General features: G+C 68.9%; 16 protein-coding genes. 9 read left to right on the top strand and 7 right to left on the bottom strand.

Annotated features, from left to right (window positions below):
- Nucleotides 1-5: 5 nt before the first annotated feature.
- Genes ccmC through ccmI form a run of 7 tightly spaced genes read left to right on the top strand, consistent with a single transcriptional unit; the run spans nt 6 to nt 5,714 of the window.
- On the top strand, nt 6-794 hold the full coding sequence (ccmC, locus tag ACZ5YA_RS01645; protein ID WP_464091916.1) for a heme ABC transporter permease CcmC: 789 nt from the start codon (nt 6-8) through the stop codon (nt 792-794).
- Nucleotides 791-958: a heme exporter protein CcmD gene (gene ccmD, locus ACZ5YA_RS01640; RefSeq protein WP_306633011.1), complete on the top strand. Its 168-nt coding sequence runs from the start codon at nt 791-793 to the stop codon at nt 956-958. Before ccmC ends, ccmD begins: the two co-directional genes overlap by 4 nt.
- Nucleotides 955-1,410, top strand: a complete 456-nt coding sequence (ccmE, locus tag ACZ5YA_RS01635) for a cytochrome c maturation protein CcmE (RefSeq protein WP_464091915.1) — start codon at nt 955-957, stop codon at nt 1,408-1,410. Before ccmD ends, ccmE begins: the two co-directional genes overlap by 4 nt.
- Nucleotides 1,407-3,413 carry a heme lyase CcmF/NrfE family subunit gene (locus ACZ5YA_RS01630; protein ID WP_464091914.1) on the top strand — a complete coding sequence of 669 codons (2,007 nt, stop codon included), beginning with the start codon at nt 1,407-1,409 and terminating at the stop codon, nt 3,411-3,413. Before ccmE ends, ACZ5YA_RS01630 begins: the two co-directional genes overlap by 4 nt.
- Complete coding sequence (locus ACZ5YA_RS01625) at nt 3,413-3,934, top strand: DsbE family thiol:disulfide interchange protein (protein ID WP_059379378.1); 522 nt, start codon at nt 3,413-3,415, stop codon at nt 3,932-3,934. The genes ACZ5YA_RS01630 and ACZ5YA_RS01625 overlap by 1 nt, the downstream gene beginning before the upstream one ends.
- Nucleotides 3,931-4,425: a cytochrome c-type biogenesis protein gene (locus ACZ5YA_RS01620; RefSeq protein ID WP_118933963.1), complete on the top strand. Its 495-nt coding sequence runs from the start codon at nt 3,931-3,933 to the stop codon at nt 4,423-4,425. Before ACZ5YA_RS01625 ends, ACZ5YA_RS01620 begins: the two co-directional genes overlap by 4 nt.
- Complete coding sequence (gene ccmI, locus ACZ5YA_RS01615; RefSeq protein ID WP_306633017.1) at nt 4,422-5,714, top strand: c-type cytochrome biogenesis protein CcmI; 1,293 nt, start codon at nt 4,422-4,424, stop codon at nt 5,712-5,714. The genes ACZ5YA_RS01620 and ccmI overlap by 4 nt, the downstream gene beginning before the upstream one ends.
- 27 nt (nt 5,715-5,741) lie before the next feature.
- Here ccmI and ACZ5YA_RS01610 read toward each other — a convergent pair whose 3' ends face one another.
- The 4 genes from ACZ5YA_RS01610 to ACZ5YA_RS01595 form a co-directional block, all read right to left on the bottom strand.
- A complete protein-coding gene (locus tag ACZ5YA_RS01610) occupies nt 5,742-8,942 on the bottom strand; it encodes a molybdopterin dinucleotide binding domain-containing protein (protein ID WP_464091913.1) in 3,201 nt (1,066 codons plus the stop codon).
- Between the two features lie 61 nt (nt 8,943-9,003).
- Nucleotides 9,004-10,038: an NrfD/PsrC family molybdoenzyme membrane anchor subunit gene (gene nrfD, locus ACZ5YA_RS01605; protein ID WP_059379390.1), complete on the bottom strand. Its 1,035-nt coding sequence runs from the start codon at nt 10,036-10,038 to the stop codon at nt 9,004-9,006.
- Nucleotides 10,039-10,057: 19 nt separating this feature from the next.
- On the bottom strand, nt 10,058-10,828 hold the full coding sequence (dsrO, locus tag ACZ5YA_RS01600; protein WP_059379375.1) for a sulfate reduction electron transfer complex DsrMKJOP subunit DsrO: 771 nt from the start codon (nt 10,826-10,828) through the stop codon (nt 10,058-10,060).
- A gap of 127 nt (nt 10,829-10,955) precedes the next feature.
- On the bottom strand, nt 10,956-11,486 hold the full coding sequence (locus ACZ5YA_RS01595) for a DNA-deoxyinosine glycosylase (RefSeq protein ID WP_464091912.1): 531 nt from the start codon (nt 11,484-11,486) through the stop codon (nt 10,956-10,958).
- Between the two features lie 168 nt (nt 11,487-11,654).
- Between ACZ5YA_RS01595 and ACZ5YA_RS01590 the strand changes: the two genes are divergently transcribed.
- Entirely contained in the window at nt 11,655-12,518 is an 864-nt protein-coding gene (locus ACZ5YA_RS01590; protein WP_118933965.1) for a pirin family protein, read from the top strand.
- 47 nt (nt 12,519-12,565) lie between these two features.
- On the opposite strand, the gene ACZ5YA_RS01585 is transcribed toward ACZ5YA_RS01590, so the two are convergent.
- Nucleotides 12,566-13,024 carry a hypothetical protein gene (locus ACZ5YA_RS01585; RefSeq protein WP_118933966.1) on the bottom strand — a complete coding sequence of 153 codons (459 nt, stop codon included), beginning with the start codon at nt 13,022-13,024 and terminating at the stop codon, nt 12,566-12,568.
- The gene (locus ACZ5YA_RS01580) at nt 13,014-13,481 is read right to left on the bottom strand and encodes a MarR family winged helix-turn-helix transcriptional regulator (protein ID WP_118933967.1); all 468 of its coding nucleotides are present in this window, start codon (nt 13,479-13,481) and stop codon (nt 13,014-13,016) included. Before ACZ5YA_RS01580 ends, ACZ5YA_RS01585 begins: the two co-directional genes overlap by 11 nt.
- A gap of 217 nt (nt 13,482-13,698) precedes the next feature.
- Here ACZ5YA_RS01580 and ACZ5YA_RS01575 point away from each other — a divergent pair, with 217 nt between their 5' ends.
- The gene (locus ACZ5YA_RS01575) at nt 13,699-14,727 is read left to right on the top strand and encodes an AraC family transcriptional regulator (protein WP_464091911.1); all 1,029 of its coding nucleotides are present in this window, start codon (nt 13,699-13,701) and stop codon (nt 14,725-14,727) included.
- A 12-nt stretch (nt 14,728-14,739) separates the two neighbouring features.
- On the opposite strand, the gene ACZ5YA_RS01570 is transcribed toward ACZ5YA_RS01575, so the two are convergent.
- Complete coding sequence (locus ACZ5YA_RS01570) at nt 14,740-15,351, bottom strand: hypothetical protein (protein WP_464091910.1); 612 nt, start codon at nt 15,349-15,351, stop codon at nt 14,740-14,742.
- Nucleotides 15,352-15,549: the final 198 nt, after the last annotated feature.

The raw sequence follows: 15,549 nt of genomic DNA, 5'->3' as shown, positions 1-15,549 counted from the left end.
ACGCCATGCACAAGCCCCCTGCCCTGAACGCATATCCGCCCGCCGCGGCAGCCGGCGCGGGCTGGCTGCGATACGCCTCGCCCGCCGCGTTCTATCCGCTGGCCGGCCGCATGATTCCATGGCTGGCGCTGGGCGCCGCGCTGTTCGCGGCCGCGGGCCTGTACGTGGGGCTGGCGGTCGCGCCCACCGACAGCCAGCAGGGCGAGGTCTACCGCATCCTCTTCATCCACGTCGGGGCGGCATGGATGTCGATGTTCCTGTACCTGGTCATGGCGCTGTACGCCGCCCTGGGACTGATCTTCAACACCCGCCTGTCGTTCATGATGATGCGGGCGCTGGCCCCCACCGGCGCGTTGTTCACCTTCCTGACCCTGTGGACCGGCGCGCTGTGGGGCAAGCCGACCTGGGGCGCCTGGTGGGTCTGGGACGCCCGGCTCACCTCCGAACTGATACTGCTGTTCCTGTACCTGGGCTTCATGGCCTTGCAGGCGGCCGCCGACGACGACACGCAGCGGGCCGACCGCGGCGGCGCCATCCTGGTGCTGGCGGGCGTGATCAACGTGCCCATCATCTATTTCTCGGTGCGCTGGTGGAGCACGCTGCACCAGGGCGCGTCGATCAACCTCACCACCGCGCCCAGCATGGCCCACATCATGGTGACCGCAATGCTGCTGATGGTGGCGGCGTTCTGGCTCTACAGCGCGGCGGCGGCGCTGGCGCGTGTGCGCGGCATCATTGCCGAGCGCGAGCCGGGCGCGGTCCGGGCGGACAGGACGCGGCGGGAGGCGGCATGAGCTGGGACGCGCTGTTCTCGCTGCAAGGCCATAGTCCCTATCTGCTGGGCGCGTATGGCGTGACGCTGGCGCTGATCGGCCTGGAAGCGTTGATGCTGTGGCGGCGCAGCCGCGTCCGGCGCGCGGCGCAGGCTGCCGCCCGCGTGGACGGGACGGCGCCATGAGCCCGCGCAAGCGCCGCGCGCTCGCCATCGTGGGCGGCCTGGGCCTGCTGGCCGCGGCCGCCGCGCTGGTGCTCAACGCCCTGCAATCCAACCTGGTGTTCTTCTTCAGCCCTACCCAGGTGGTGGCGCGGGAAGCGCCCGCCAACGGCAGCTTCCGCGTCGGCGGCCTGGTGGAGCAAGGCTCGCTGCGCCGCGAGGCCGACGGCCTGACGCTGCGCTTCGTGGTGACGGACACCGCGCATACCGTGCCGGTCACGTATCAGGGCCTGCTGCCCGACCTGTTCCGCGAGGGCAAGGGCGTGGTGGTGGCCGGCAAGCTGGGATCTGACGGCGTGTTCCGCGCGACCGAGGTGCTGGCCAAGCACGACGAAAACTACATGCCGCCCGAGGCCGCCGATGCGATCAAGCGCGCGGGCGCCGGGCCTAACGCCATGCGCGCGGAGGCGCAATGATTCCCGAGATCGGCCTGTTCAGCCTGATCCTGGCGCTGCTGGTGGCGCTGGCGCAGGGCGTGCTGCCGCTGGTGGGCGCCGTCACGGGCTGGCAAGCGGGGTTGCGGGTGGCGCGGCCCGCCGCCATCGGCCAGTTCGGCTTGACCACCGTGGCCATAGGCTGCCTGGCCTGGGCGTTTCTGGACAACGATTTTTCCGTGCTGTACGTGGCCGCCAACTCCCACGCGGACCTGCCGGCCGCCTACCGCTTCGCGGCCGTCTGGGGCGGACATGAAGGATCGCTGCTGTTGTGGCTTTACCTCTTGACCGCCTGGACCCTGGCCGTGGCGCTGTGCAGCCGCCGCCTGCCCCTGCCCTTCGTCGGCCGCGTGCTGGCGGTGATGGGCTGGATCAGCGTGGGCTTCCTGCTGTTCCTGCTGTTCCTGTCCAACCCCTTCGAACGCCTGATGCCGCCCGCCATGGCCGGCCGCGACCTGAATCCGCTGTTGCAGGATCCCGGCATGATCGTGCATCCGCCCATGCTGTACATGGGCTACGTGGGCTTTTCGGTGGCCTTCGCCTTCGCCATCGCGGCCTTGCTGTCGGGCGAGCTGGACGCCATGTGGGCGCGCTGGGTACGCCCCTGGACGCTGGCGGCCTGGACCTTCCTGACCATAGGCATCCTCCTGGGCAGTGCCTGGGCCTATTACGTGCTGGGCTGGGGCGGCTGGTGGTTTTGGGATCCGGTGGAAAACGCCTCCTTCATGCCCTGGCTGGCTGGCACCGCGCTGATCCATTCCCTCATCGTCACGGAGAGGCGCGGCGCCTTCCGCAGCTGGACCGTGCTGCTGGCGATCTGCACGTTTTCGCTCAGCATCCTGGGCACGTTCCTGGTGCGCTCGGGCGTGCTGACGTCCGTCCATGCCTTCGCCGTGGACCCGGGCCGCGGACTGTACATACTGGGATTCATGCTGGTGATCGTGGGCGGATCGCTGGCGCTCTATGCCTGGCGCGCGCCCACGGTGGGCCTGGGCGGAGGATTCTCGCTGCTGTCGCGCGAATCCCTGCTGCTATCCAACAATGTGGTGCTGACCGTGGCGGCGGGATCGGTGCTGCTGGGCACGCTCTACCCGGTGGTGCTGGACGTGCTGGAGTGGGGCAAGATCTCCATCGGTCCGCCCTATTTCGAAGCCGTATTCGTGCCGCTGATGACGCCTGCCATCTTCCTGATGGGCGTCGGTCCGGTGGCGCGCTGGAAACAGGCCGAGCTGCCCGATCTGGGCCGCCGCCTGCGCATCGCCTTCGCGGTCAGCGTGGCCACGGCCGTGCTGCTGCCACTGGCCATGCCGGGCCCGGCGCGGCTGGGCTCGCCCATGGTGATGCTGGGCCTGTGGCTGGCCGCGTGGTCGGTCGCCAGCGCCGCCGCGCACGCCTGGCAGCGTCTGACGGACGGCGACGGCAACTGGCTGCGCCGCTTGGGGCGCCAGCCGCGCTCCTGGTACGGCATGCTGCTGGCACACGCGGGCATGGGTGTCTTCATCGCCGGGGTCACGCTGGCCAATGGCTATGAGGTCAAGCAGGAGCTGCGGATGGAGCTGGGCGCCACCCAGGAAGCCGGCGGCTACGCCTTCACCTTCGCCAGCATCGCCCCGGCTGCCGGGCCGAACTACAGCGCGCAGCGCGCCGTGTTCCCAGTAACCCGCGACGGCAAGCCGGTGCTCACCCTGTATCCGGAAAAGCGCCTCTACACGGTGCAGGACATGGCGCTGAGCCAGGCCGACATCGACAGCGGCTTCACCCGCGACCTGTTCGTGGCGCTGGGCGAACCGGTGGGCGACAAGGCCTGGACGGTGCGCCTGCAGGTCAAGCCCTTCATGACCTGGATCTGGACGGGCTGCATCCTGATGGCGCTGGGCGGCCTGCTTGCGGCCGGCGACAAGCGCTACCGCCGCGCGCAGGAGCCGGCGCGCGCGCCGCAGCCCACCATGCCCGGGGCCGCGCGGCCCACGCGGGAGGGCGCCTGATGCTGCGCTACCTGGTGCCGCTGGCCGCTTTCCTGGCGATGGCCGTGTTCCTGGCGATGGGCCTGTCGCGCGATCCGCGCGCGGTGCCATCGGCCATGATAGACAAGCCCGCCCCCGCCATCGGCCTGCCCGTGCTGCTGGACCCCGGCAGGAAACTGGAAGTGCAATCGCTGCGCGGCCAGGTCTGGCTGCTGAATGTGTGGGCGTCCTGGTGCGGGCCGTGCAAGGACGAACTGCCGGTGCTGCGCGAAGCCGCCCGGCGCCACGGCATTCCGCTGTATGGCTTGAACTACAAGGACAAGCCGGAAGAAGCCGAAGCCTGGTTGGCGCGCAACGGCAACCCCTACATCGCGTCCGCCAGCGACATCGATGGCCGCGTCGGCATCGAATATGGCGTCTACGGCGTGCCCGAGACCTTCGTGATCGACCGCGACGGCCGTATCCGCTACAAGCAGTTGGGCCTGATCACGCCGGAGATCTGGCGCGACCGCATCCAGCCCGCCATCGAGGCGCTGCAATGAAACGGCCCGCCGCCCTGCCTTGCCGCTTGTTGCGGACCGCCCTGCGCGCCTTGCTGCTGGCGCTGGCCTTGACCGCTGCCGCGCGCGCCCAGGTCCACGCCGGCGCCGCGCAGCCCTTGCCCCCTGTCCTGGAACAACGCGCCGACAAGCTGGCCCACGGACTGCGCTGCCTGGTATGCCAGAACCAGACCCTGGCCGAGTCGAACGCGCCGTTGGCCCAGGACATGCGCAAGCTGATCCGCGATCAATTGGCCGAAGGCCGCAGCGACGCGCAGATCATGCGCTTCTTCGAAGACCGCTATGGCGACTTCGTGCGCTACGACCCGCCCTTCAAACCCATCACCTGGCTGCTATGGCTGGGGCCGTTCGCGCTGCTGGCGTTGGGCTTCGTGGTGCTGGTACGCACCTTGAAGCGCCGCGCCGGCGCGCGCGCGCCCCTGACCGCCGACGAACGCGCGCGCGCGGCGCGCTTCCTGGATACCGGCTCATGACCGCACTCTGGATCATCGTGGTGCTCCTGCTGCTGGCGACCCTGCTCTGCCTGATTCCGCCCTTGCTGCGGCGCGCGCCCGCCGCACAACCCGCGTCCGAGGCCAATGTGCGCGCGTTCTATCTGGCGCAGCGCGAGCAATTGCGGCGGGACATGGACAACGGCAGCCTCACTGCCGCCGCCGGCATGCGCGCGGAGGAAGAGCTGCAGCGCGACCTGTTGCAGGACCTGGACTTGCGGCGCGGCCGCAGCGCGCCCTGGGCTGGACAACGCGCCGGGATCACCGCCGCCTGCCTGCTGACCGTGCTGATTCCGGTGGCGGCCGTGCTGCTGTACGGCCAATTGGGCAACCCGCGCGCGGCGGCCAGCGCCAGCGCGGGCCAACCCGCCGAACCGCATGCGGCGGACGCCGGCAACGACATGACGCTGGCCATCAATGCCCTGGCCCAGCGGCTGCGGACCGCGCCCGATGACGCCGACGGCTGGTACATGCTGGCGCGTTCGTATGAAACCCTGGGACGCTATACCGATGCGGTAGCGGCTTACCAACAGGTGCTGCGATTGGTTCCTGGCCAGCCCGCGGTACTGGCCGACCTGGCCGACGCGCTGCTATCGGCCAACCAGGGCAACCCCGACGACGCCTCCATCGCGGCGGTGGCGCAAGCCCTGGCCGCGCAGCCGGACCAGCCCAAGGCCCTGGCCTTGGCCGGCATGATGGCGTTGCGCCGCGGCGACGCGGCCGAGGCGCTGGCGCATTGGGAACGGCTGCAGGCGCAATTGCCGCCGGACTCGGAGGCCGCGCGCCAGATCCAGTCCAACATCGCGCAGGCGCGCGCCATGGCGGGCGCGCCTGCCAGTGCAACTGCCACGGCCTCGGCCCCCGGATCCGCCCCCGTCTCGGCGTCGGCTCCTGCCGCTGGCGCAGCGACTACGCCCGCAGTCACCGCCGCCCGCATCAGCGGACGCGCCAGCATCGCCGACGCGCTGCGCGGCCGGGTCCAGCCCTCCGATACCGTGTTCATCCTGGCGCGTCCCGAGGAGGGATCGCGCATGCCGCTGGCCATCCTGCGCATGCAGGTCTCGGACCTGCCGCGGGATTTCGTGCTGGACGATAGCAGCGCCATGTCGCCGGACGCGACCTTGTCGCGTGCCAGCAAGGTGCGGGTGGAGATCCGCGTCAGCAAGTCCGGCACGGCGGCCGCGCGGGCGGGCGACCTGGGCGGCGCGCTATCCGGCATCGGCGTCCACGCGAACGGACTGACGCTGGTGGCCGATACCGTCGTGCCCTGAGGCACACGATACCGGCCGCCTGCGCCCTCAGACTCGCTCGATCCGCGCCGGCAGCCCCTGGCGCACCGCCGCGCCGGACACCCAATCGATCCAGACGTTGGCATGCTCGCCGCGCGTGGCGTCGCCGAATCCCAGGTCGTTCAGGTTCACGCCCGCGGCCAGCGCCGGATCGTGCGCCATGGGCTTGCCATCCACCACGTGGGCGCGCGCGCCCAGCTCGGTGTGGCCGTAGCCGTGCTCGATGCCCACCGCGCCCGGCTGGATGCCGTCGCGCAGCAGCGCCAGCCCGGTCACCGCGCCGCCCGGCGTCACGATGCGCACCGCATCGCCGTTGCGGATGCCCAGGCGTTCGCCGTCCTGCCGGTTGATCGACACCGGGTTGTGCGGATGCACCTGGCGCAGGCGGTTCACGCCGATGGACATGGAGCTCATCAGGTTGGACTTGAACGAGCTGAGCAGGAAGGGCCAGTCCTGCCGCGTGTATTGCGCGCGCATATCACTGCCGTCGGCCAGCCGCGTCGGGTACCAGGTTGGACAGCCGCTATAGCGCTCGCCCGTCATGGAATGGCGAAAACCCGCCAGTTCCTCGCTCCAGACCTGCAGCGGCTTGGCGTAGGCGGCGCGCGTCTGGCGCGTCCCGCCCTCTTCCACCCAGGCGTCCTGCATCTTGTCGAAGCGCCCGCCACGGCTCATCACCATGGCCACCTGGCGCCATTCGCCCGGCTTGAGCTTCTGCTGCAACAACGGACCGTAGCGGTCCACGCCGGTGAGCGCCATGTCGTCATCGCTGGCCTCCGGCACCGGCTTGCCGGCCGCGAAGGCGATGTTGGCGATGCCGCGCAGGAAGAAGTCCTCCGGCGTGTCCAGCGCGTACTTGACGCCGTCCTTGTCGGAGATGGCGCCCGCGCCGAAGCCCGGCATGCCCAGCCGCTTGGCGCAGGCGATCAGGAAGGTTTCCAGGCTGACCGGCTCGCCCGTGGCCGTGCGGGCCACGCGCGGCTGCACGGCAGGCCAGCGCACGGTGGACGCCTTGGCCACCACGTCCGCCCAGGGCGCCGAGACGCCCCAGCTTTCGTAGGTCACCGTGTCCGGCACGATGTAGTCGGCCAACGCGTTGGTCTCGTTGATGAAGGGGTTGATCGATACCGACAGCGGCAAGAGGCGCGGATCCTTCATCTTGTCGATGATGACGCTCTTCAAGCCGGCGATGCCGTAGATCGGGTTGCTCATGTGGTTGAACCAGACCTTGGCATGGTACGGATAGCCCGCCAGCGCGGACGCCAGCATTTCCGAACTGAGCCCGCCGGTGGCCGGATACCAGGGTGCGGCGGCCGGATAAGCCGGCTGGCCGGCGGCCTTCTTGCGCTTGAACTCGCTGGACTTCTCGTATGGAAAACGGTTGCGCGACAGGCCCACGCCCTTGGGCGTGGCGCGGTTGGCGAAGCCGGCGATGTTGTAGCGCGGCCCCTGCCCGTAGGGCGGGAACGGGCCGGCGTCCAGCACCAGGCCGCCTTCGACGTTGAGGTTCCCCACCAGCGTGTTCAGCATGGCGATGGCATAGGCCGTATAGAAACCCGAGCCGCTCATGGTGCCGCCGTGCGCGTCGGCCACGGCGCGCTTGCCGTAGCTGGTGAAACGCTCGGCCAGCGACGCGATCTTGGCGGCCGGCACGCCGCTCAGTTCCGCGTATTCGTCCAGCGTCTTGCGGCGCGCTTCCTCGCGCAGCAGCGACAGCGAACTGCGCACGCGCAGCGCTTGCGGCGCGCCGTCCATGCCGGGCGCGGCGACCGTGTCGTCCACGAACAGCGTGGCGGGCGCGGCCGCGGTATGCGGCGCCAGCGTGCCGTCTTCGAGGCGCACGACGTACACGTCTTCCCACTTCTCGCCGGCATCGGCCGGGCGCGGCCAGCCCAGGTCGGCGCCGCGCAGGAAACTGCCCAGACGCGGATGGCCGGGTTCCGCCACCACCAGATGGGTGGCGTTGGTCCAGGCCGCCTCGCCCGCGGCCTTCATGGCCGCTGGGCCGGGCTGCGCCAGCGCGCGGGCATCGTAGCGCTCGTTATCCAGGATCCAGCGGATCAGGCCCATGGCCAGGCCCAGGTCGCCGGCCGGATTGACCGGCACCCACTCATTGCCCGATCCGGCCGACAGGCTGGACGAGGCCGGCAGCATCGGCGACACGACCACGTAGGTGAAACCAGTCTCTTCCGGCCGCACGCGGGCCTCGGCCAATTGGCGGGCCTGGCGCTGGAACGGGTTGCCGGCCTGCGCCGGCGCCGCGCCGATGAACAGGCCGAAGCGCGCGTTGTCCCAATCTGGCTTGCCGTGAGGCATCCCCTTCAGGTCGCCCAATGCGGCGCCCGCTCCCACGCGGAAGCTCTGGCCGCAATAGGAACCGTGGTTGCTGAAGTTGACCGTGCCGAACGATTGCCCGGCAAAGCGCTGGATCAGCGGGGTGCGGCCTTCGTTGGATGCATCGGTGAACAGGAACTGGTTGACCTTGGCGCCGTACTCGGGATTCTGCGGGTCCAGCGGCGTCTCGCGGTCGAAGATGGCGCGCAGGCCGTCCACCTGGCCTTCGCCGAACAGGTCGCCGCCTTCGCAGACTTCCTGCACCAGCTGTTCGAACGAGATCGTCTGCCACTTGCCCTCGCCGCGCTTGCCCACGCGCTTGAGCGGCTGCAGCACGCGGAACGGGCTGTTCATCTGCTCCAGCATGGCCGAACCGCGCGCGCAGGACGTGGCGCGCCCTTCCAGGCCGTTGTCGCCGCCCAGTTGCGCGTAGACCTCGCGCACCGGCGCTTCCATCGCGGCCGGCCGGGTCGTGGCCAGCGGATGGTAAGGGTTGCCGGCCACGCGCAGGATGCGGTTTTCCCGCGTATCCACGCGCAGGCGCACGCCGCACTGGGTCCAGCAGCCCAGGCAGCTGGAGGGGCTGACCGTCTGGCCCGGCTGCGCGCTGAGCACGCCGGTCAAGGGATCGATGCGGAATTCCGGCGTCAGCGAATTGCCGCGCACGGCATGCGCCGTGGGCACGCCCGCCGTGCCTTGCGCCAGGCCCTTCACGGCCCGGACCACGGTCTCGCCGTAGCCCGCCGCGAACGCCGCCATGCCGCCGGCGACCACGCCGCCGCGCACCATCATCTTGCGCCGCGCCTCGTCGCGCGGTTGATCGGCGGCCTCGTCCGGCGGGGCGCCGCGCTTGTCGTCTTCGTGTTGCTTGTCCATTGCTTTCATTCCATGTTCTTTCGTCTAGGACCTGTGCACACACAGGCCCAGGCGGCGGCGCTCAGGCCGCCAGGCCGCGCGTGCGCGCCGGAAACAGCTCCAGCGCGTAGGTCACGGCGGCGATCAGCGCCACGCACAGGCCCAACACGCCCACCATGCCCAGCAGTCCATCGCTGCCCCAGGGCATGTCGTACAGATAGAGGCCGGCGCCGTACTTCGGCACGCCCTGCACGCTCATGAAGACCACCCAGCGGAAGATCCACGCGGCCGCCAGCATGGTCAGCGCCAGCGCGGCTGAAGGCAGCGGCGCGGCCAGCGTGCGCGCCGGACGCTGCAACAGCGCGATCATGCAGAAGCCGGTCGCCACCGCACCCGCCAGGCTGACGCGCCAGATCGGAAACTCCGCGAACAGCCGCAGCGCGGCGTCGAACGAAGGATCCATGCCCAAGAGGCCCAGCAGCGCCCAGGCGCCGGCGCCCAGCGCCATCATCACCACCGCGGTCACGCTCAGGCTGCGCAACAGTTCCACCGGCATGGCCTGCGTACCGCCGCGCAGCCAGCGGCCCACCAGGAACATGGCCCCCAACGCGCCCAGCCAGGCGGTCAACGCGAAGTTCACCGGCAGGAACACCGTGTGCCACAACGGCCGCGAACGCAGCACCATCACTTCCGCGCCGGTATAGACCAGGATGGACAGCGCCGACACCGCCAGCGCCATGCCCAGCACGCGCACCCAGCCGATGCGGCCCCACCACCAGGCGGCGCAGAACAGCAGCGCCAGGGTCACGAACACCGGCAGCAGCAAGGCGCCCAGCCACATCCAGGACCAGGGCGTGACATGCGCGTAGAAGTGCCAGAAGCGGCCCGGCTGGTGCAGGTCCGCCAACAGCGACACGGGCGCGGCGATGGCGCTGACCAGCAGCACCGTCACGGCCGCGGGCAGCAGGCGGCGGGCAGGCGAGCCCGCGCTGCCAAAGGCCGCAAACGCGGCGGTCAGCGCGGTGGTGGCGCTGATGCCGATGAGGAAGAAGTACTGCACGGCCCACGGCAGCCAGGCGGCGTCGTAGACCGGCGTCAACAATTCAGAGATCTGCATGCTCATCCCCTTCAATGGCTCAATGGCCGCCAGCCAGCCGCACGCCGGCCTGGCCGTCGACCTGATGGACGAACGCATCGGGCAGGCCGATGTAATAGACGTGGGGATCGGTCTTCATTTCGGGCTTGAGCACCTTGATGTCCTGCTTGTGCTCGACCAGCAGCCTGGAAATCGCGCTGTCGGGATCGTTCATGTCGCCGATGACGCGCGCGCCGCCCACGCAGCTTTCCACGCAGGCCGGCAGCAGCCCCGCTTCCAGGCGGTGCTCGCAGAAGGTGCATTTGTCGGCGGTCTGCGTTTCGTGGTTGATGAAGCGGGCGTCGTAGGGACAGGCCTGCACGCAATAGGCGCAGCCCACGCAGCGCTCGTTGTCGACCAGCACGATGCCGTCTTCGCGCTGGAAGGTGGCCTGCACCGGACAGACGGGCACGCAAGGCGGGTTGTCGCAGTGGTTGCACAGGCGCGGCAGCATCACCATGGAGGCGGGGCCGCCGGCGTCGGGCAGGACTTCGTATTGCAGGACGGTGGTGCGGAACTGCCCGATCGGAGGCAGGTTCTCCATGGAACAGCTGACCGTACAGGACTGGCAGCCGATGCACTTGCGCATGTCCACGACCATGCCGTAGCGCTTGCCCGCCATGCCGGGGCGGCGCGGCGGCTGGCCGTTGATGCCGGCGGCCTCGGCGCGGATGGGTATGACGGTGGCCGCGGCCCCCAACCCCAATAAGCCCTTCAGGAAGCCACGTTTACCCGGGAGTGGCGGTTCCGGGGGGCTGGCGGGGGTACTCATAGTGCTTCTCCAAGCGTTAATTCTGTTACAGGAATTAACTTATCACTTGGAGTTATATAGGGGCTTGATAAGTATCAAACCGGGGACGGATAAGTGTAAACCCGGAGCCGGTCTGCGGCCCAACCCGTCAATCCTCGATCTTGAGCGCCCGGCCCCAGGCAGCCAACTTGTGCTCGAACGACGCCGCCGCATGCGCCGGGCTGGTCGACGGCAGGTCCATGTATTCCAACGGGGCGGCCAGCCCGGGCAGCACGTGGCGCCGGTACAGCGCCGCGGCCTTGGCGCCGTTGAAGCAGACCCGGACGATGCCGGGGTGGCGTTCCAGGAATGCGGCGAAGTCGTTGGCGACCAGGGTGTCGCCGCGGATATCGGCGTCCAGGCTGCCGGGACGCTCGCAGGCTTGCAGCACGTCCCACAAGGCGACGCCAGCGGCTTGCAGGGCCTGCAAGCGCTGCGCATAGTCCAGGCCGGGATCGAAGCCGAAGACGCTGGCCGCGATGGGCCAGAAGGCGTTGCGCGGATGCGCGTAATAGCGGCCCTGCCGCAGCGACGCCACGCCAGGCATCGAACCCAGCACCAGCACGCGCGCGCCAGCCCCCGCCACCGGGGCAAAGCCTTGGACCTGATCGTTGTTGCCGCCCGCCAGGGCCGTATTCATGCCGTCTTCCATGCCCGAAGGATACGCCAGCCGCGAGTTCCGGCCCCACTGTCCGATTCATGGAACAGTGCTTATCAATGCCGGGGACTACCGCCGAAGAGGTGGCGCCCTTATCTTATTAATCATGACGAACGGCCCCGATGGGGCCGCGCAACAGGAAATACGACCATGAAGAAGATCCTCGGATTGCATGCCAGCCCCCGTCCCCACTGGGTGGGCGACGGCTTCCCGGTGCGCTCCATGTTCTCCTACAACGACAAAGGCAAGAACACCAGCCCGTTCCTGCTGCTGGACTACGCCGGACCGGCGCAGTTCGAGCCGGCCGAGCATCCGCGCGGCGTCGGGCAGCATCCGCACCGCGGCTTTGAAACCGTGACCATCGTCTATAGCGGCGAAGTCGAGCACCGCGATTCCACCGGCAACGGCGGCGTCATCGGTCCCGGCGACGTGCAATGGATGACGGCGGCCTCCGGCATCCTGCATGAGGAATTCCATTCCCACGCCTTCACCCGCAAGGGCGGCGAGCTGGAAATGGTGCAGCTCTGGGTCAACCTGCCCGCCAAGGACAAGATGGCGCCGGCCGGCTACCAGGGCATCCTCGACGCGGACATCCCGGCGGTGGAACTGCCTGACGGCGCGGGCACGCTGCGCGTGATCGCGGGCAATTACGCGGGCCACGCGGGACCGGCGCGCACCTTCACGCCGATGGACGTGTGGGACGTGAGGCTGGCCGCCGGCAAGTCGGCGACCTTCCCCGTCGCCGAGGGCCGCAACAGCATGCTGGTGGTGCTGCGCGGCACGGTGCTGGTCAACGGCGAAACCGTGGCGCGCGATGCGCAGCTGGCGCTGTTCTCCCTGGAGGGCGAGGACATCACCGTCGAAGCCAACAACGACGCGGTGTTCCTGGTGTTGAGCGGCGAGCCCATCGACGAGCCAGTGGTCGGCTACGGCCCCTTCGTGATGAACACGCAGGCGGAGATCGTTGAAGCGATCCAGGACTTCAACGCCGGCCGCTACGGCAAGATGCACTGAGGCAACAGGGCCGGCTGGCCTCTCGCCCCGCACAGCGGGACGGGAGGCTAGGACCGGCCCTGCTCTCGCGCGCCCCGCCGCAAGCGGCCCAGCCTGAGGCCGTCGCGGATGTTCAATCCGATCAGCGTCAGGTTGGCCGCGCCTGCCGCCAGCTCCACCGCCTGCACCCCGTAGAACACCCCATCCAGCAAGCCCGCCTGCGCGCGCAGCGCCAGGAACACCGCCGCGGGAACCAGAATCAGCAAACCATTGGCCGCGATGAAAGGCATGCGTTTGCGCTTGGCCAACAGCAGCGGATGCCTGCCCTTGCCGCCCATCAGGAAACCGCTGGCGGCGGTCAGCATCATGACGGGCACGAAACCCAACAGCGCATACGCGATGGCAAGCTTGACCTGGGCCACCGCGGACGCGGTCAGGAACAGTTCGGACACCACCGTCGAAATCCAGAACGCCGCCAGAAACAGCAGCGTCGACATGGCGGCAGCGGCATGGATTCTATGTTTCATGACCTTGCTCCCCGTGCGCGGGAACGTGCGCGGCCAGCAGGCCCGCCAGCACCCTCCCCGCCGTTTCCAGTTCAGCGGCGCTGAAGCCGCCGGCCAGTTGGCGCGCGCGCTCCTTCCAGCGCGCGTCGATGGCGCCATAGACGCGCCGCCCCTCATCGGTCAGCCGGTACAGCGGCGAGCGCTTGTGTTGCGGATTGGGGCGGACCTCCACCAGTTGCGCCTCGGACAGCAGGTTGAGCTGCTTCTGCGCGCCCTGGCGCGTCACGCCCATGGCGGCGGCGACCTGCGGCGCGCTCAGAGGCTGTCCCGCCAACGCCAGGGCGCCCAGCATCTGCCAGCGCGCGCTGGTCAGCGCCTGCGGCGCGACGAAGGCATCGCCCCAATCGAGCAGCGCGCCGTTCAACTGGAACAAGGTCAGGATCACCCCGGTGAGCCGTTCTTCCTTGGTTGGATTCATTGCTGGCCTCCCGGTCTTTCGGTTTAATTGACAACCAGTTTCCAACTATGGAAACTGGTTGTCAATATAAATCTCGACTGTTTTTCTGCGCACACCGGACAGCCGCCGCAAAAAACGGATAGCGCCCCCTGCCTCTGGACGGGTTTTCCACCAGTCCGCCCTGTCCGGCGCAGCTTTACTATCAAAGCCTTCAAGGCCCCGGCAGTGGAGTTTCCCCATGCTCGACACGATGCAGTCCGCCACCAGCACGACTTGGCCGCCGGCCGCGCCGCGGATCGAATCGGTCCTGGGCCTGCCGGCGCAGCAATTGTTCGCCTCCGGCGATCTGGACGAAGCCCGTTCCATGGTCGGCCGCGTCATGCGTCCGCACCACCTGGGCGTGGTCGGCGCGCTGCAGCGCCTGGACGCCCGCATGCACCACCAGCCGCTGGGCGAGGTCTCGCTGAACCGCCTGCGCTACGGCGCCAACGTCGAGATCCGTCCCGGTCCGCTGGAGGACTTCTTCCTGGTGCAGATGCCGCTGTCGGGCTGCGCCCGCATCAGCAGCGGCCCCCAGCAGCTGGATTCGACGCCCGAGGTCGCCTCGGTCGTCAGCCCGGACGACGACCTGGCCATGCGCTGGGCCGACGACAACGACCAGTTCATGCTGCGCGTGGGCCGTTCGCTGCTGGAACGCACGCTGATGGGCCATCTGGGCTGTGCGCTGGACCGGCCGCTACGTTTCCAACTGGGATTCCGCTGGCGCGAATGTCCCGCCTGGCGCTGCCTGATGAGCTATCTGCTGGACTGCTCGACGCAGCATGCCAACCTGGCCGAGCACAAGCTCATCGTGCACCAGATGGAACAGCTGGTCGCCGCCACCCTGCTGTCGGCCCAGCCCCATAACTATGCCGGCGCCCTGCCCGGCCGCCGCGGCGCGGTGCTGCCGCGCCACGTGCGCAGCGTCCAGGATTACCTGCAGGCGCACGCGCACGAACCCGTCAGCGCCGAACAGCTGGCGCGCATCGCCGGCGTCAGCGTGCGCAGCCTGTACGCGGGATTCAAGGAATTCCTGGGCGTGAGTCCCATGCATTACCTGCGCGACCTGCGCATGGAGCGCGCGCACGCCGAGCTGGTCTCGGGCGAAAGCCGCAACATCGCCGGCGTGGCGCTGCGCTGGGGCTTCGCGCACATGGGGCGCTTCAGCGCCGGATATAAGGAACGCTACGGCGTAAGTCCAAGTCAGAGCCTGCGGCGGCGCGGGTGAAGCGGCGCCGCTTCAGGGTCGGGCTGGCGCGGCCGGCTTGGCCTTGGCAGAGGCATCCTGCGCCATGACCTCACGCGCGAGCTGATTGATCTTGGGAGCGGCCTTCATGGCGCCGTCCTTGTGCTTTGTCAGGAACTGACGCGCGTAGTGCCGTTCAAGCTCGCAAGGATTCGGATTCTTGCCCGTGAAACCCACGGAGGCGTCTATCAACTTGCCCGCATGCGCCTGCTCGGCAAGGACCCGCTTGCGCATGGCCTGGATTTTTTCCGCCGCGTCCTTGCGCCCTTCCTGGGAATTCAAGCGCTGGGAGAGCCTGGCGCGCAGCGCGGCCGGGTCCGTCGGCGCGCGGGCCAGGTCCATGCCCAGGCTCGCTTGCGCCAGGGCCATGGCCACCATCCCCTGGACCTCCGGCCCGTCTGCCGGATACAGCTTGCAAGCGGCAATGAAACCCATGTGCGCGACCGCCTTGTCGCCCAGCCACTCCTGACCGCCATCGCTCCCCATCGGAAAGCCCAACGAGTCGCGCATCGGCTCCTGCACTTCAAAACTGCTGCCCGTGTTCTGTGCCGCGGCAAATCCGCCGCACAAGCAAAACGCCAGCGCCGAAATTGTTCTTTTCATCATGTTCCCCGTGCGCATCTGCTGCGCGAATCCCCAAGCCGCATGCTATTCCAACATCGGGCGGATTGATGAGTGAAGCCCGAAGCCCCCATGCGGGAGCGGACTTGCAGTTGCATCCCAACAACGCGTGCTTGGCTGGCTTGCCGGCCTCTATGGCGCGGAGCCCGTGTTTCCACGAAACTCGCGCAGAAGAAAGTCCGC

The sequence above is a fragment of the Achromobacter sp. JCM 18799 genome (assembly GCF_055395645.1).
This window is presented reverse-complemented; position numbering and strand designations above follow the sequence as displayed.

Bases quoted from the DNA above. Each gene is read 5' to 3' on its own strand.
- ACZ5YA_RS01570 (WP_464091910.1), bottom strand. From the start codon at position 15,351: ATGATGAAAAGAACAATTTCGGCGCTGGCGTTTTGCTTGTGCGGCGGA.
- ACZ5YA_RS01595 (WP_464091912.1), bottom strand. From the start codon at position 11,486: ATGAATACGGCCCTGGCGGGCGGCAACAACGATCAGGTCCAAGGCTTT.
- nrfD (WP_059379390.1), bottom strand. From the start codon at position 10,038: ATGCAGATCTCTGAATTGTTGACGCCGGTCTACGACGCCGCCTGGCTG.
- ACZ5YA_RS01625 (WP_059379378.1), top strand. From the start codon at position 3,413: ATGCTGCGCTACCTGGTGCCGCTGGCCGCTTTCCTGGCGATGGCCGTG.
- ACZ5YA_RS01630 (WP_464091914.1), top strand. From the start codon at position 1,407: ATGATTCCCGAGATCGGCCTGTTCAGCCTGATCCTGGCGCTGCTGGTG.
- ccmE (WP_464091915.1), top strand. From the start codon at position 955: ATGAGCCCGCGCAAGCGCCGCGCGCTCGCCATCGTGGGCGGCCTGGGC.
- dsrO (WP_059379375.1), bottom strand. From the start codon at position 10,828: ATGAGTACCCCCGCCAGCCCCCCGGAACCGCCACTCCCGGGTAAACGT.
- ACZ5YA_RS01590 (WP_118933965.1), top strand. From the start codon at position 11,655: ATGAAGAAGATCCTCGGATTGCATGCCAGCCCCCGTCCCCACTGGGTG.
- ccmI (WP_306633017.1), top strand. From the start codon at position 4,422: ATGACCGCACTCTGGATCATCGTGGTGCTCCTGCTGCTGGCGACCCTG.
- ccmD (WP_306633011.1), top strand. From the start codon at position 791: ATGAGCTGGGACGCGCTGTTCTCGCTGCAAGGCCATAGTCCCTATCTG.
- ACZ5YA_RS01620 (WP_118933963.1), top strand. From the start codon at position 3,931: ATGAAACGGCCCGCCGCCCTGCCTTGCCGCTTGTTGCGGACCGCCCTG.
- ACZ5YA_RS01585 (WP_118933966.1), bottom strand. From the start codon at position 13,024: ATGAAACATAGAATCCATGCCGCTGCCGCCATGTCGACGCTGCTGTTT.
- ccmC (WP_464091916.1), top strand. From the start codon at position 6: ATGCACAAGCCCCCTGCCCTGAACGCATATCCGCCCGCCGCGGCAGCC.
- ACZ5YA_RS01575 (WP_464091911.1), top strand. From the start codon at position 13,699: ATGCTCGACACGATGCAGTCCGCCACCAGCACGACTTGGCCGCCGGCC.
- ACZ5YA_RS01580 (WP_118933967.1), bottom strand. From the start codon at position 13,481: ATGAATCCAACCAAGGAAGAACGGCTCACCGGGGTGATCCTGACCTTG.
- ACZ5YA_RS01610 (WP_464091913.1), bottom strand. From the start codon at position 8,942: ATGGACAAGCAACACGAAGACGACAAGCGCGGCGCCCCGCCGGACGAG.